This is a genomic window from Sulfolobus sp. B1, assembly GCF_007050195.1.
Taxonomy (GTDB): Archaea; Thermoproteota; Thermoprotei_A; order Sulfolobales; family Sulfolobaceae; genus Saccharolobus.
In genome coordinates this window covers 1-13847 of record NZ_QIMI01000038.1, presented here as the reverse complement: position 1 = coordinate 13847, position 13847 = coordinate 1, and the positions used below count along the sequence as shown (strand labels likewise).

19 protein-coding genes, 2 tRNA genes and 1 other RNA gene are annotated in these 13847 nt (G+C 36.2%); 2 read left to right on the top strand and 20 right to left on the bottom strand.

All coding sequences use genetic code 11. The features are described 5' to 3' along the window. Nucleotides 1–65 precede the first annotated feature (65 nt). A complete protein-coding gene (locus tag DMP16_RS04240; RefSeq protein WP_231961253.1) occupies nucleotides 66–479 on the bottom strand; it encodes an SRPBCC family protein in 414 nt (137 codons plus the stop codon). Between the two features lie 625 nt (nucleotides 480–1104). Here DMP16_RS04240 and DMP16_RS04235 point away from each other — a divergent pair. After that, nucleotides 1105–1190: transfer RNA gene (locus DMP16_RS04235), tRNA-Asn, on the top strand. Nucleotides 1191–1260: 70 nt separating this feature from the next. On the opposite strand, the gene DMP16_RS04230 is transcribed toward DMP16_RS04235, so the two are convergent. The 3 genes from DMP16_RS04230 to ffs all read right to left on the bottom strand — a co-directional run bounded on the left by DMP16_RS04230 (nucleotide 1261) and on the right by ffs (nucleotide 2147). Next, the gene (locus tag DMP16_RS04230; protein ID WP_069282628.1) at nucleotides 1261–1482 is read right to left on the bottom strand and encodes a hypothetical protein; all 222 of its coding nucleotides are present in this window, start codon (nucleotides 1480–1482) and stop codon (nucleotides 1261–1263) included. Between the two features lie 218 nt (nucleotides 1483–1700). Next, nucleotides 1701–1798, bottom strand: a tRNA-Ser gene (locus tag DMP16_RS04225). A gap of 40 nt (nucleotides 1799–1838) precedes the next feature. Then, nucleotides 1839–2147, bottom strand: an RNA gene (ffs, locus tag DMP16_RS04220) — signal recognition particle sRNA. A 263-nt stretch (nucleotides 2148–2410) separates the two neighbouring features. On the opposite strand from ffs, the gene DMP16_RS04215 reads away from it, so the two are divergent. Further along, nucleotides 2411–3544, top strand: coding sequence for an MFS transporter (locus DMP16_RS04215; RefSeq protein ID WP_069282627.1), 1134 nt, complete (start codon nucleotides 2411–2413; stop codon nucleotides 3542–3544). Here DMP16_RS04215 and DMP16_RS04210 read toward each other — a convergent pair. The 16 genes from DMP16_RS04210 to DMP16_RS04140 form a co-directional block, all read right to left on the bottom strand. After that, nucleotides 3528–4496: a glycosyltransferase 4 family protein gene (locus DMP16_RS04210; protein WP_143576916.1), complete on the bottom strand. Its 969-nt coding sequence runs from the start codon at nucleotides 4494–4496 to the stop codon at nucleotides 3528–3530. The genes DMP16_RS04215 and DMP16_RS04210 overlap by 17 nt on opposite strands. After that, nucleotides 4497–5489, bottom strand: a complete 993-nt coding sequence (gds, locus tag DMP16_RS04205; RefSeq protein WP_069282625.1) for a geranylgeranyl diphosphate synthase — start codon at nucleotides 5487–5489, stop codon at nucleotides 4497–4499. After that, nucleotides 5482–6597, bottom strand: coding sequence for a type 2 isopentenyl-diphosphate Delta-isomerase (gene fni / locus DMP16_RS04200; protein ID WP_143576915.1), 1116 nt, complete (start codon nucleotides 6595–6597; stop codon nucleotides 5482–5484). The genes gds and fni overlap by 8 nt, the downstream gene beginning before the upstream one ends. Beyond that, nucleotides 6590–7291, bottom strand: a complete 702-nt coding sequence (locus DMP16_RS04195; RefSeq protein WP_069282623.1) for an isopentenyl phosphate kinase — start codon at nucleotides 7289–7291, stop codon at nucleotides 6590–6592. Before DMP16_RS04195 ends, fni begins: the two co-directional genes overlap by 8 nt. After that, nucleotides 7249–7935 carry a hypothetical protein gene (locus DMP16_RS10910; protein ID WP_069284617.1) on the bottom strand — a complete coding sequence of 229 codons (687 nt, stop codon included), beginning with the start codon at nucleotides 7933–7935 and terminating at the stop codon, nucleotides 7249–7251. Before DMP16_RS10910 ends, DMP16_RS04195 begins: the two co-directional genes overlap by 43 nt. Continuing rightward, nucleotides 7913–8767: an AmmeMemoRadiSam system protein B gene (gene amrB, locus DMP16_RS04190; RefSeq protein WP_143576914.1), complete on the bottom strand. Its 855-nt coding sequence runs from the start codon at nucleotides 8765–8767 to the stop codon at nucleotides 7913–7915. Before amrB ends, DMP16_RS10910 begins: the two co-directional genes overlap by 23 nt. Continuing rightward, entirely contained in the window at nucleotides 8764–9444 is a 681-nt protein-coding gene (gene rpsB / locus DMP16_RS04185; RefSeq protein ID WP_083216354.1) for a 30S ribosomal protein S2, read from the bottom strand. Before rpsB ends, amrB begins: the two co-directional genes overlap by 4 nt. 11 nt (nucleotides 9445–9455) lie before the next feature. Beyond that, a complete protein-coding gene (locus tag DMP16_RS04180; protein ID WP_069282621.1) occupies nucleotides 9456–9656 on the bottom strand; it encodes a DNA-directed RNA polymerase subunit N in 201 nt (66 codons plus the stop codon). A 6-nt stretch (nucleotides 9657–9662) separates the two neighbouring features. Continuing rightward, nucleotides 9663–10076 (bottom strand): 30S ribosomal protein S9, encoded by a 414-nt coding sequence (locus DMP16_RS04175; RefSeq protein ID WP_069282620.1) that lies wholly within the window; start codon nucleotides 10074–10076, stop codon nucleotides 9663–9665. After that, the gene (locus DMP16_RS04170) at nucleotides 10073–10516 is read right to left on the bottom strand and encodes a 50S ribosomal protein L13 (protein WP_185957811.1); all 444 of its coding nucleotides are present in this window, start codon (nucleotides 10514–10516) and stop codon (nucleotides 10073–10075) included. The genes DMP16_RS04175 and DMP16_RS04170 overlap by 4 nt, the downstream gene beginning before the upstream one ends. A gap of 11 nt (nucleotides 10517–10527) precedes the next feature. Beyond that, complete coding sequence (locus DMP16_RS04165; RefSeq protein WP_069282618.1) at nucleotides 10528–10887, bottom strand: 50S ribosomal protein L18e; 360 nt, start codon at nucleotides 10885–10887, stop codon at nucleotides 10528–10530. Then, nucleotides 10887–11684 (bottom strand): DNA-directed RNA polymerase subunit D, encoded by a 798-nt coding sequence (locus tag DMP16_RS04160; RefSeq protein WP_069282617.1) that lies wholly within the window; start codon nucleotides 11682–11684, stop codon nucleotides 10887–10889. Before DMP16_RS04160 ends, DMP16_RS04165 begins: the two co-directional genes overlap by 1 nt. Before the next feature lie 15 nt (nucleotides 11685–11699). Further along, on the bottom strand, nucleotides 11700–12098 hold the full coding sequence (locus DMP16_RS04155; RefSeq protein WP_069282616.1) for a 30S ribosomal protein S11: 399 nt from the start codon (nucleotides 12096–12098) through the stop codon (nucleotides 11700–11702). Continuing rightward, entirely contained in the window at nucleotides 12082–12624 is a 543-nt protein-coding gene (locus DMP16_RS04150; RefSeq protein ID WP_069282615.1) for a 30S ribosomal protein S4, read from the bottom strand. Before DMP16_RS04150 ends, DMP16_RS04155 begins: the two co-directional genes overlap by 17 nt. 6 nt (nucleotides 12625–12630) lie before the next feature. Continuing rightward, on the bottom strand, nucleotides 12631–13116 hold the full coding sequence (locus DMP16_RS04145) for a 30S ribosomal protein S13 (protein WP_069282614.1): 486 nt from the start codon (nucleotides 13114–13116) through the stop codon (nucleotides 12631–12633). Between the two features lie 20 nt (nucleotides 13117–13136). Beyond that, a partial coding sequence (locus DMP16_RS04140) for an AIR synthase-related protein (protein ID WP_255446794.1) occupies nucleotides 13137–13847 on the bottom strand: 711 nt, incomplete at its 5' end.

Here is a 13847-nt window from a genome sequence, read left to right as displayed (position 1 = left end):
CATGAAACACTTAAACGGAAAGAGCTATCGAAGGATTCTATGTTAAAGACAGTAACGAAGCTTAATTAATATTCCCTTATTTGTAAAGTTTGTTCAATTCTTTCGAGAGCATGAATGGTACCTTCTTTAAAATGTTTCTCATTCCACTTTTCAAATAGTTTATAAATACCCTTCATCTCCACTCTCCATGTGGAAACTATCTTATCATCATAAACTGTGATCGACATAGTACCTATAAAGGGACCTTTCAAATAATTTATAATTACTTTTCTATCATTTTCTAATATACTAATTTTAACCCTACCTTTAGCGGGAAACGCAAACCTCAATTCTCCCTCATAAACGTTTTTCTCAACCTCTCTTAAATTAAGCTCTCTAGTTCCATGCCAATACTTAGTAAATGAACTTAAGTCTTTAACAATATCCCAAACCTTCCTAGGATCACAATCTATCTTCTTCTCAATGGAAAACTCTATCATAATTATAAGAAACTTGTAGCTAATTGTTATAAATATTTTTAAGTAAAACTTACGTGCTGATAACAATTTTGTTATTTTAATATAAATTGAATTTTCTTTATCTGGAAAAGTTTTTAGTTAGTTATTAGGACGAGAATAGAACTTTTCTTCTCTTTTCTGACTTCCTCCCCGCCCTAAAGGACTAGGATTCCTTTGGCGGTTCATAGGTTCCAATCATCGATTCTCGTTCTAGAGGCAGTCGAGAGGGTTAGGAGATCCCTCCCGTCCATCTCCAGAATCGGCTTTTAAACTCAAAAACTTTTGCCATCTTGAAGACAAGACTTTCCTCATTTCGTAAACGAGAATAATAACTTGTCAGTTAGACTTAAGAGAGCATCAAAGGCATTAAATGGAAACATTTGATTATGCACTATACACGCTTGAAATTTGACTATGACCATAATTTGTACTTTAATAACGGCAACTTACTCACACACTTGAATGTCATTATGATGATTCAAATTTAGGAAAGTCCACGACAAATATAACTGATATACTCGTGGATTTTTACCCATATAACGGCATCACGCTCACACACTAAGAATTAAAGGAAAACTTTTTAGGATCGTAAGAAAATAGTTATAACGCCGGAGTAGCTCAGTCGGCAGAGCGCCCGGCTGTTAAGGGCGCATAGAAACCGGGTGGTCGGAGGTTCGAGTCCTCCCTCCGGCGCTAGTTCTTTACTTTTTTCCTTAATTTTCTATAAAGTCATGACACAATTAGTGACAATCTTGATTAAACACTAGCTTGATTGGGCACAACTTTTTACTACTTCCTTTAGTAGATCATAGTCATAATCTGGGTGATATGCAATAGTTTCTTGTGCACAAGATTCAACTTTAGCTTTATATTGATACCACAAATCGTAGGCATATCTATTAGTAACTAGTGGTGGATTTCCAACAAGTTCTTGTAATAACCTATTATACATCTCTTCTAGTTCCTCTGCCTTCTTCTTAACCATATTATAACCTTCTTCATAACTTACTTCCGCCCAGCTTATTGATATTGAAGCTCCAAACGCAATGAAGTATGGAAATATTTTTGATAAAGCCTTTCTAGCTTTACTAGACTTCTAAGCAACCTCCTCTAATTCTAGAAAGGCACATAAAGGCTGATTATAGATCTTTTTGCCATATATGTAAATTTCGTAAGAGCATTTAATAAGTTCTCGATGATATGCGCCGAGGGTGGGATTTGAACCCACGCGGGGATTAACCCCAGCGGCTGCCCGCGTTAAATTAGCAGGCCGCCGCCCTACCTGGCTAGGCGACCTCGGCACTGTTATATTTTATAAAGTAAGGATTTATATTCTTTACGGGGTCAGCTCCCCTACTCCATGGCCTGCCTGCCTAAAGGGTAAACCCTGACCTCACTCAGCCCGTAGACCAGTGAACGCTGATGTCCGGGCACGACTGCTCCCTTCCGGGCCTCGTCGGTTCCCCCGGCTAATGTGGTACTTTCCCTCCCTCCGGAAGGAAAGCCCACATCCATCAAGCCCCACTGGGCGGGCTTCATCGATCCGTCAGGACCTTTAGGCAGGAGTAACCATGGAATAGGGGTTACTGGTGCCTGCATTACGCCAAGCAGGTCACAGGAGGTGGCGAGCCTCCCCACCCTACCTGACCCCACTATTGTATAGTCTTCTGTCAAAATAAAAGTATCGCGTAATTAGTCTGCCTCTCCCCATTCAAGGTTTACCTTATCAATTTTCATTTAAGAGCGAACAAAGAGAATCAGATAATCCCTCTCATTCATGTTGATGTTAGGAAAAAGGCAGTTTAGATACCTTGCTATCTTCGCCTTGAAGACTTTCCTTATTTTGTTAGCTATAGATTAAATAGTAAGCTATCTAACAAACCTATTTATTATTATTGATTATAATTGATTTTATGGGAGAAGATAATAAATATCTAGCCCTAACTTCTTTGCTTATCATATTCTTATTTTCGGCTTTAGCTATCTACTCTATAAGCTTTGTATTACCGAGTCTTATAGCGAAATATGGTGAAGCTGTAGCATTTTCAATAGCTTTGAGTTGGATAGGAGGGGGAATAGGAGGTTTAGTTATGGGTATTTTTGGGGATATTAGGAGTAAGAGGTACGCCTTATTAATTTCAATTATACTTTTCGCATTACCTATATTGGCAAATCTGATTGAACCTAATATTGTATTCTTTTATATAATTTGGTTTCTGATCGGATTTGGGGTTAATGCTGTAAACGGTATAAGTTATGTCTACGTCGCGGAATTGGCACCTACTAAAACTAGGGGATTCATAGGAAGTATTATGCAAGGCTTCTATTTTTTGGGAGCAATCTTAGGTCTTCTTATCTCATTCGTGGTTAGGGGTAATATCTTCATCTACTTTTTAATAATATCTATTTTATCGTTAATTAGCATACCTTTATGGATATTTATTCCAGAGTCAAAGTGGAGGGGAAATTTTTCTTTTAAATTACCAAAGGACTTGATCAAGGTAACGATATTTGGATCACTGTTCTCTATAGGCTCGTTTTTGTTTTTAGTTCCATTAGTTTCCTTAAGTTTTACTTTATTTTCCTTTCTGGGTTCTAGGCTTTATGTTGTGATCTTTTCGGCATTCATACTAGGAATGATAGGCTTCATGATATCTGGAAGGGTTTCAGATAAGATTGGTAGGAGACTAGCGAGTTATATATTTGGTATAATTAGTATAATCTCTTCTATTATTCTCTTCGTAGGCGCTATGCTTTTTGATTCAATTTTGTTGATTATCTCTTTTATAGTACTAATGATTGGGTCTTCATTTTTTGCTTATTTTGGAGTTTGGATGAGTGAGGTTTATCCAGTTAATTTCAAAGCCACTGGAACTAATATTACGCTCTTTCTAGGAAGATTAATAGGTGGAGGATTTGGAGTAACATTAGTACTTCTGATGCCTTTTGGCTTAGGGAGAGATCTAGCTATTTCTACTATCATATCTTCATTTTTAGTTTTAGTCTCGGCTACTCAAATACCTGAAACTGTTAAAAGACAATTATAGTTGTTTGTAAATATACTGCGATCACGGAAAAAATAGCTTCAATTAACCACAGAATAAGGACTATTTGGTATTCTTTAAATCTCCCAATTTTCATTACTACATGAGTTAAAGAGTTCGGAAACTCATCCCAATACAATCTACCATTATTATCAACTTTCCCAAATGATATTCCCTTAAACTTAGTTCTAGCTTTAAGTACAAACTCTATTACATATGGTATATAAAGTATAACTAATGCTGTATACATAAACCCTGCTATGCCTATAGCTCCAACTAGAGCTCCAATGAAATACGTCCCTACATTACCCGGGAATATCTTGGCTGGATACTTATTGAGGAGAAGGAATGCAAAGAGCGAGAATATACTTACCAATGCAAGTAGACCTGCCTCATAACTTGGTCCTTTCCTAGTTAAACCAATGTAAGCTAATGCTGATAGCATTATTATTCCCATTCCAGCTCCTAAGCCGTTTAGGCCTTCCAACATGTTAAATGCATTAGCTGTAATAGTTAACGCTACCGGTATAATGATGATATAATAAAATATTCCGAAATTTACTGGTCCTACAAACGGTATGGATATTACTGAGTGACCTACACTATAAACTATCAACGGTATTGACGCAAATATCGGTAAAAGTGCTCTGACTGATTGTCTTATATCTAGAATGTCATCTAGAAGACCTAAAAACGCTATGAGAAGAGAGGATAAAATGACGGCTGGTATTACTCTCTCGCTTCTAATATCAGTCAGTAAGAGAGTAAATGCACCTGCTACAAATCCCGATATAACCCCTACTCCTCCCATTAGTGGAACTTCTGGCTTATTAATCTTGTTAATATCCTTACCAATAAATCCTCTCTTCTTAGCTTGCTTAGAGATCCACACAGTTGAAAAATAACCAACTATAAAAGAGATTAAAGACGAAACAACTATCGTTATGACATTCATTTACTTTCTCCTTTTAATGGTAAACTCTGCTAAATATTTTAAAGCCTTTTCAGCAGTCTGATTTCTCGATTTAATTCGTGAAATGCTTTCAATAGCTTTTTTTGAATACATTTCAGCCAAATTATATGCGTAATCTAGAGAATAGTACTTTATTATATTCGCAACTCTTTCTAGTTCATCTCTTGATGCGTTCTTATTTCCCAAATTAGAAATAATTAATTTCCTTTCTTCCTCTTTAGCTTCATTAAGAGCTTTGATTACTAATATGGTTTTTTTACCTTCTCTGATATCACTGTAAACTGGTTTACCTAATTCTTTTTCATCGGCGGTTATACCTAGTATATCATCTATGATCTGAAACGATAACCCCAAGCTCATTCCATATTCGGCTAGATTGCTTACTGTATTATCGTCTGCCTCATTTATTATACCACCTAAGGCTGAAGAACATGAAAATAGCATTGCAGTTTTTCTCTTGATCATTTCTAAGTACTGCTCTTCCGAAACGTCACTAAGATTTTCAAATATCATATCCATTGCTTGACCTTCGGAGACTATTTCTATAGATTTAACGAAAAGTGAAAAAGCCTTATAATAGGTTTCAGAACTTAAACCCCTTAGAGCCTCATTTAAAGCCTCGAACGATTTAGCATGCAAGAAGTCTCCAGCGAGTATTGCCATTGGTTCTCCCCATTTGACGTGAACTGTAGGTATTCCTCTTCTTAAATAGTCCCTATCCATTATATCATCATGAATTAATGTAAAATTGTGCATTATTTCTACCGCAGAGGCTGCTTTATATGCTCTATCCCTATTTCCCCCCACCAAATCTGAGGATGAAACCAGTATGATTGGTCTGAGCCTTTTTCCTCCGGCCTTAAATAAATAAATAGATGCTTCCTCAAGGGTTTTTACATCACTTTTTACGAACTTATTTATTTCCAAATCCACGTTGTATATTATATCTTCGAAATATCTATCCAGTTCATTCATGGTTAAATTCTCTCCTTCTAATTTTCTCGTAGGTAGAAAAATCTATTCCTCTGTATTCGAGCCATTGCCTTAACTGCCCTAGTATGACTATACTTGCCTTCTTCATATTAGCAATATCCTTTGAACCAGTAAGCATCATTGAAACTTTTAATTCAAAAATTACTCTGTTAAAGAAAGCTTCTAAACTATCCTTACCTTCAATTGCTCTTTTTAGAACTGGCAAAGCCATCCCAGCTATATCTGCACCTAAACTTATTACTTTAGCCACTTCTAAGCCATTTCTTATTCCTCCACTTCCAATTATGAAAGCATCCGGTAACGCATATCTAACTTCTACTATAGATGCTCCAGTTGGTATTCCCCAATCTCTGAAAAGTTTTGCGCTTTCAGCCTTCCAGTTTCCTATTCTTTGATCCCTCACCATCTCTACAGCTATCCAACTGGTACCACCTTGCCCAGAAACATCTATATTTTTGAAACCATACTTATACAATATTCTCGCTGTTTCCATGGAGATACCGGTGCCAGTTTCCTTGATGATTACAGGGACTGATAGAAATTTAGAAATATCCTTAAGTTTTTCTAAGGCAGAAAAGTTATAATCTGGTTCTCCTTCAGGCTGAAATACTTCTTGGGCTGGGTTTAGATGAACTGCTATAGCATCAGCTTCCAACATTTGGACAGCTTCTTCAAACTCCTTTAAGCCATATCCTTTTGATATCTGTGGTATTCCTAGATTTGCTACTATTGGTATAGTGGGGGCTACTTTCCTTACCACAGAAAAGCTCTCTCTAGCATCAGTTCTCTCAATCGCTATTCTTTGACTACCTACCCCCATAGGAATTCTGAACTTTTCAGCTACTTCAGCTATGATTTTGTTAATTTTACCTAACTCAGGCTTTCCACCTGTCATTCCAGTGATCATAATAGGAGCGTTTATTTCTTTTTTTAAGAAGTAGGTTTTCGTATTTACTTCGTCAAATGATATTCCAGGAAAAGCTTGATGAACAAGTCTAACGTCTTCCAAAAGAGTCGTCGTAAATCCTTCTATATCTTCAAAGGATGCTATTTCAACATGTTCAAGTTTCCTACTTATTATGTCAGGCATGATTGTCACCTCTTATTAAAGTACCTATTCTATATCCCTTTAACGCTAAATATATATTTCCCGCTACTGACCCATTAAATACTCTTGCGTTTAACTTATTTTCAAGGACTTTTGAAACTTTTGATAATATGCCTCCAGTGACATCATAATTATTAAGCTCAATAAGCTTAATATCGTTTAAACTTTTAATTTCGCTTAAAACTCTATTTTCTTTACCTATTATCCCATCCTTATCAATAGCATAGAGGACTTCTGTTTTAAGCTTCTTTGCTATGTCTATACTCATATCATCAGCGGAAATTATAGTACCATCAAATCTAATATCGCCGTAGACTAGTGGAATTAGCCCTTTATCAATTACATCTATAACTATTTTAAATAAATAAAATTTACCCGGTATAGAAACAACATTTCTCAAATTCTTAGCAAAAAACCTCTTAATAATTATGTAGTTCAATTCTTGCATAGCTTCAGAAGTTCTTGAAATTTTATAATTATCGTTTATTGAAGCTTCGTAATGACCAAAGCTACCACCACCATGCAATAAGATGAGTTTAACGTTAGGATTTTCATTGAGGAATCTAATTATATCGTCACTTATTATGTCTAATACATTAAGCCTAACGCATCTCGGAATATCCTTACAAGTTATTAGACTTCCTCCAAGTTTGAGAACTCTATAAGTGTTACCCAATTAGCATCCCATATCCACTTCCAATTTTTAACTTGTGGAAAAGATAGAGAGTAAATTGCGCTCCAGAGCCCGTTCTCAAACTGTATAAGGTTTAGCATGTTCGTTTCTACAAACTCTATAGGAATAACTCCTAATAGATGAATTAGTGAATTGTCAATATAGTTTGGGCTAAGCTCTAATGGAAATGAATATAAAACCTTTACTTTGAGGCTTTTAGTATTAACCTCAATTGGTTCTTCTCCGCTTCTAAATAATATTTGTTTTCCTAATCTTCTTGATATTCTAAGTGCTTTAATTACTGAATTTTCCGGAAATAGTGCTTCATCTATTAATTGAATAATTTCATACTTTTCATCATGATTTATTGGGATATCACATTTGCCTATAGCTTCTGTGGTGATTTTTTCGGTTATATACACATAATATGAGGAGAATGGGAAGGAATAATTCCAATATTCATAGCCTTTAGCGCAATCAAAGCCAGTAGCATCATTGAACTCTTTTGCGAATTTATTAAAAATATCAGTCTCAATTACCTTTTCCTCATCCACAGCAATAAGCGCTTTTATAACTAGTATTGGATTGTTTATACCCTTTATAGGTATCCCAAGGAATGGTATGTTAACTTCCAAAACGGACTGCAAGATATCCCACGACAGAGTCCTTAGGACCTGAAGTATCTCCAGATGTTGCGTGCTTTAAGATGTATGGTTTCTTACCGAACTTCTTAGCTAAGATCATCACAGTCATTATGGGTCCATATCCACATAATGTAACATCCTTCTCCTCTACAACCTCATAAAGTCCCTTGTAATCAAGATCTTTTATCTTCTCAATTGCATGCTCATCTTTCTTTAAAGTCACCTCATGAGGATCATAGTGATTCATGTCACTACTTGCCAAAACTACTATATCTTTATCGTTGTTTTTGGTCATTACATTATAAATTGCTTGAGCTAGCATTTCTGATATCTCTGGAGTTTGCATTAGTATCGCAATAGGAACAATTTTAAATTGATCTCCAAAAAAGTATTGCAAGAACGGTATTTGAACTTCTATGGAATGTTCGTATATATGAGCTTCCTCCTCCAAATCTATTACTTCAGACTCCTTAACTAACTGAAGCAATATGTCTTCATCGATCGTTACATTACCTAAAGGAGTTATCCATTCTCCCTTAGGCCAAGCAGAAACGTAAGAACCTAGACCAGAATGATTAGGGCCTAAAATTATCACAGTATCTGGCTTTCCTTCTGATGCTAAATGATAATATGAATAAGCAGCTACTTGCCCACTATAAATATAACCCGCGTGAGGAACAACAAAAAATAAATTATCTCTAGGTCCCTTTTTTTGTGGTATTTTAGGTAAGTATCCTGGTCCAACTTGATGCTTAAAAGACCACTCTATTTGTGCTTTTAACTTAACTGGGTCAGCCTCATAGAACGAGCCAGCAACTGCCGGTAATCTTTTCATTCAGATAACCTCATCTCGAACTCATTCACTTGTACGGCCAGATCTCCATCTGGCGGGATAACTCTTCTTTCTCTAAGTACTTGTCTAGCTAAAAGCCAATACAGTAAGGCTAATGACTTTCTTCCTTTGTTATTAGCCGGGATTATTAAATCTACAAAGTCAACTTTAGCATCAGTATCGGCAAAGGCTACTATAGGTATTCCTACTTTTGACGCCTCCTTTATTGCTTGAACATCTGTTCTTGGATCAGAGACTAATAATACCTTAGGTTCTAAGTACGTCGATAAATAGGGGTTTGTAAACGTACCAGGTATTACTCTGCCTACTAATGCCTTACCTCCAATTACTTCCGCAAATTTCTGAACTGGTCTATAAGCATAAGGTCTAGCTGCTACAGCAACTACGTCTTGAGGCTCATACCTAGCCAAGAACCTACCCGCTACCCTAATACGTTCATCTATCTTCCTTACATCTAGTACATATAGTCCTTCCGGTCTTACCCTATAAATGAATTTTTCCATATTTTTAGTACAACTATGAGTACCTATATGAACTCCAGCTGATAGGTAAGTATCTACTGGAACTAATAATTCAATTATGGCTCCTTTCTCTGACTTTCTAAGTTCTTCTTTTTCAGCTTCTGTCAATTCTCCTTCTTTTTCTTCCTTTTCAGCCAACTCATCTCCCCCTAAATAGGTCTAGTATAGTGTATGATTTCGTGTATTATATCTACATGTGAGAGGAACATCCTCCTACAACAATATCTTTTAACGCCTAGATCGTCTAAAACTTTCCCGGGATCTTCTCCCGTATTCACTCTATTGATAAAGATTTCCCACTTATCTGCTATTAACGAACCACATGTAAAACATCTTATAGGTATGATCATACCATATCACCTATATGACTTTTGCCTCCACCTTCTTGCACTGTATCTCATCCACTTCTCTGATTCTGTTTGTCTTGGATCTCCGGCTAACATAGTCCTATCATATGATCTATAAATTTTAGCTAATTCATCACTATTTGTATACTTAAGAATTGCCCTAGCTAGTGCCATTCTAGCAGCATCCGCTTGACCCATGATTCCTCCTCCGCTAGTAAATATCCAGCAATCAATTTTAGATCTAACGTTTTCACCAGCGAGTAGTAACGGCTCCATTATTTTTAATCTAACCATCTCTATTGGAACTAATTCTATAGGAGTCTTATTTACGTACACCCTACCTTTGCCGGGATATAAATAACATGTAGCTCTGGCCATCTTCCTTCTAGCGCTCGTTATAATCACTTGCTCTTGTTGACTCATCCAGACCACCCTAATTCTTTTGCCACAACCTCTACTGTGACATACTTACCTTTAAGTCTACTTATATCTGCTTCAGGGAATTTAATAAACTGCTTCCCCTCAAATTCTCTTGGCACTCCAATATAAGCCTTAACATTCTTCAACATTCTACGACCTTTGCCACTTTTAGGCAACATTCCCCTAATAGTTCTCTTAACAATGTTTATAGGTGATCTAGGTCTTCTTATCCCGTTTTTATATGGATTAAATAACGTTCTTACGTTAAAGAGTAACCTATAGGATTCAACTACTCGGGTTTTTTCTCCACTTATAATCGCTTTTTCTGTATTAACAATAACCACTTTCTTTCCATCCTTTAATAACCTCACAATCATACTAGCCATCCTACCTAATATCTGCCCTTCCGCATTTATAATCACAATATCATTTTGGTGTTGCACTTGCGTTTGGCTCATTGTTTCATCAACCTCACACTCTTACCCTTAAAGTCTTTAAAAGTTTCTAATGCTTTATTAAAACTCATAACTTGTCCTCCAGCTTCCTTAATTTTCCTTAAAGCAGAAGAGGAGAAATCTAATGCTATAACAGTTACTGGATGGTCCAGCTTTCCTATACCTAAAACCTTACCTGGAACAACAACTATCTCATTGGGCTTAGTATACTTATTTATTTTATATATATTTATATAAGGTCTCTTTCTCGAAGGCAGGGATAACTCCTCAGCTACCTTTCTCCAAATTGCTTTCTTCTCCTTTTTTAGCTTACTAACAAGCTTTCTGATCGTAATATTAGTACTTCCAGTTTTATTCATCACTTAACCACCTCTTTGAACTTCCTCTCAAATTCTTCAATCTTTTTAATAATGCTTTTGCCAGCCTCTATTAAAATTCTCTCTGGTTTAAGCGATCCCACACTCTCAATTTCCAAAATATACTTATCTTCTACTGCTGAAATTCTAATTTGACCGTTACAACGTTTTATACATTCTTCACATAGGGTACAAGCCATTTCGTTCTTTACTTCTAATTTGCCTTCTTTCATTTCAAAGACTCCTTCTGGGCAAACCTTTACTGCTTCCTCACAATTACCTATTATTTCTACTTTTGGATAATACCTAGAAACAGCTTGGCTTACTGGTATAAACTTTGCATGTTCTCTTCCGTAACCTAATCTTAATCTCGCCTCTAGTGAGATCTTTTGGTTAGGCCCTAGAAGGACTATTGGAATTTCATTAGAAATTGGCGTAACACTAGGGTCTTCCGTCTTTATATCCTTAGTATATAACATTAATGGACCATTCGTAGCCTCTACTTCAATGTATATCTTTGCATAACAGTTTTCACAATTTTCAGTACATTCTATGCATTCCTCTGGTGGTCTATAATGATCTATTGCCTCATTAGAGTTGAAAGGAATTAGCCCAAGTCTATGGGCTAAAATTTCATCATATAAAGGACTCGTGTTCTCTATGAAATACACCTCATCAACAGCCATTACAGGCACATATAACATAGAAGCTCTTCTTAATGCATTAACGAATTCTAAAGGATATTTTTCAAATATTAAATGAACTCTTCTATCATCCTTATAAACTAATTTTATTGGCATAAAAACAATTCCCCTTTAGACTCTTCTTCCTCTTCTTCCTCCAGGTCTTCTAATGCTGTCATGAGGTATAGGTGTAACATCTTCTATCCTACCAATTATGAATCCTGCCCTAGCTAATGCCCTTATAGCTGGTTGAGCACCAGGCCCAGGGGTCTTACTCCCATATCCTCCCGGAGCTCTTACCTTTATGTGAAGTGCCATTATACCTCTTTCTAGTGCTTCACTAGCAGCCTTATTTGCAGCTAGCATTGCTGCGTAGGGAGATGGTTTTTCTCTATCAGCCTTTACTACCATTCCACCACTTGCCTTAGCTATCATTTCAGCTCCACTAATGTCAGTTATAGATATTATCGTGTTATTTTGAGAAGCGTAGATGTGAGCTACGCCCCATCTAATTTCACGCCTGCTCGACATTTGCCTCACCAATCTGTTTCTGAGTTACGGGTGGATTTGACTTGAATGGAGAAGTTGCGTAATAATCTATTAAATCTTCCTCATCTACACTAACAATATAACCCGGAGATGTTACTCTCTTTCCCCCTATCGCTATATGACCATGAACTATCAATTGCCTTGCTTGATATACAGTATTAGCTAAACCCTTTTTGTAAACTAATGTTTGTAATCTTCTCTCTAAGAGATTCTCTTCGGTTAAACTTAGAATATCATCAACAGTAGAGTTTTCACCTTTAAGCAGTCCAATTTTAGCTAACTTACCTACTAATTGCTTCTCCCTAACTAGTCTCTCTGCCGGAGGTAATGCAAGTAAAGATCTAGCTTGATGCCTAAAATTCCTTATTATAGTTTGGGCAATCCAAATTTCACGCTTGTTTCTTAATCCATATCTTCCAAGTAATTCTTGCTCATGCCTTAATCTATCTTTAATCCAAGGATGACCGGGAGTTTCCCATTTCTTCCTGCTCTTTTTAGGATCTCCCATTTATTTTCACCCTTGTTGTGATTTGGACTGTTGTTGTGGTTGCGCGGTTTTCTTTTTGCTTACTCCTATTGTCATTCCGGTTCTACCTGTAGTTCTAGTTCTCTGTCCTCTAACTTTTAATCCTAGTGAATGTCTCACTCCTCTCCAACTCTTATTTCTTTTCTCTCTTTCAATATCATTCCTAACGTAGAATATCAAGTCTGAGGTAACTAAATGTAGATCAATGCCAGTATCATAATCCCTTCTTCTATTATATATCCAGCTTGGTAAACCCTTTATTAAGTGTTCAGCATAAGCACTCTCAATCTTCTTCAAATCAGCATCAGAGAGTTCACCTAGTCTCGCGTTTTGATCTAATCCCAGCTTATATATTATAGCTTTTGCCGTATTATATCCTATACCCTTTACCATTGCTAAGGCATAAGGCAGTTTCATAGTACCATCTACGTCTTGACCGAAAATTCTAACAACGTATTTAAACTGCTGACTCATTAACTATCAACTTGTATGGTCTATGTAAAACTGGCTTTTAAGTTTTTCAATATATCATCTATTTTCCTTTTAGCTTCTTCTATCGCGTAGTCTAGCCTTTTAGAGATTTCTTCAACTGAAAACTTCGTATTATTTCCAATATATTTCTTTATAGGAGTATAAGGACTTTCTCTGAATTGGGGATTTAGTTCTCTTCCATCAATAGTTATTATAGGGTATTTTTTAAGATCATCTACATATCCTATTACATCACTTCTTATTCCATGTTCTCTTAGCTTATCGATTACAATATCTTCTTTATAAGTAAAAATTAAAATAGAATCTATTGAAATTCCAAATGGATCAATATCAAGCATTTTTAACATATCATATACTCTTGAATTTATTAGTGAAATGAATTTTTTATCGTCTATTACTAGACTTAGATTATTCATTCTAGAGATTTCCAAAGCATCTCCCCTTATCCCTCCGTTTGTCACATCAGTCATAGAGTAAACGTAATCGGCTAGACTATCTCTAACTAAACTACATGTCAAGAGGTCAGAGAAACTAAATGTTTCTGTAACAACTTCAGGAATACCGTTAAATATTGCTGTTGTTGCGATAGTTCCTCCCCCATTTCCTTCAGTCATAATTATCTTCATGCCTTTCCTTATATTCTTCCTAGAGAAATCGCGGGATTTTAATATTCCTACAGCACCAACTCCGCCACTTATTCTTTCCCCTATTAC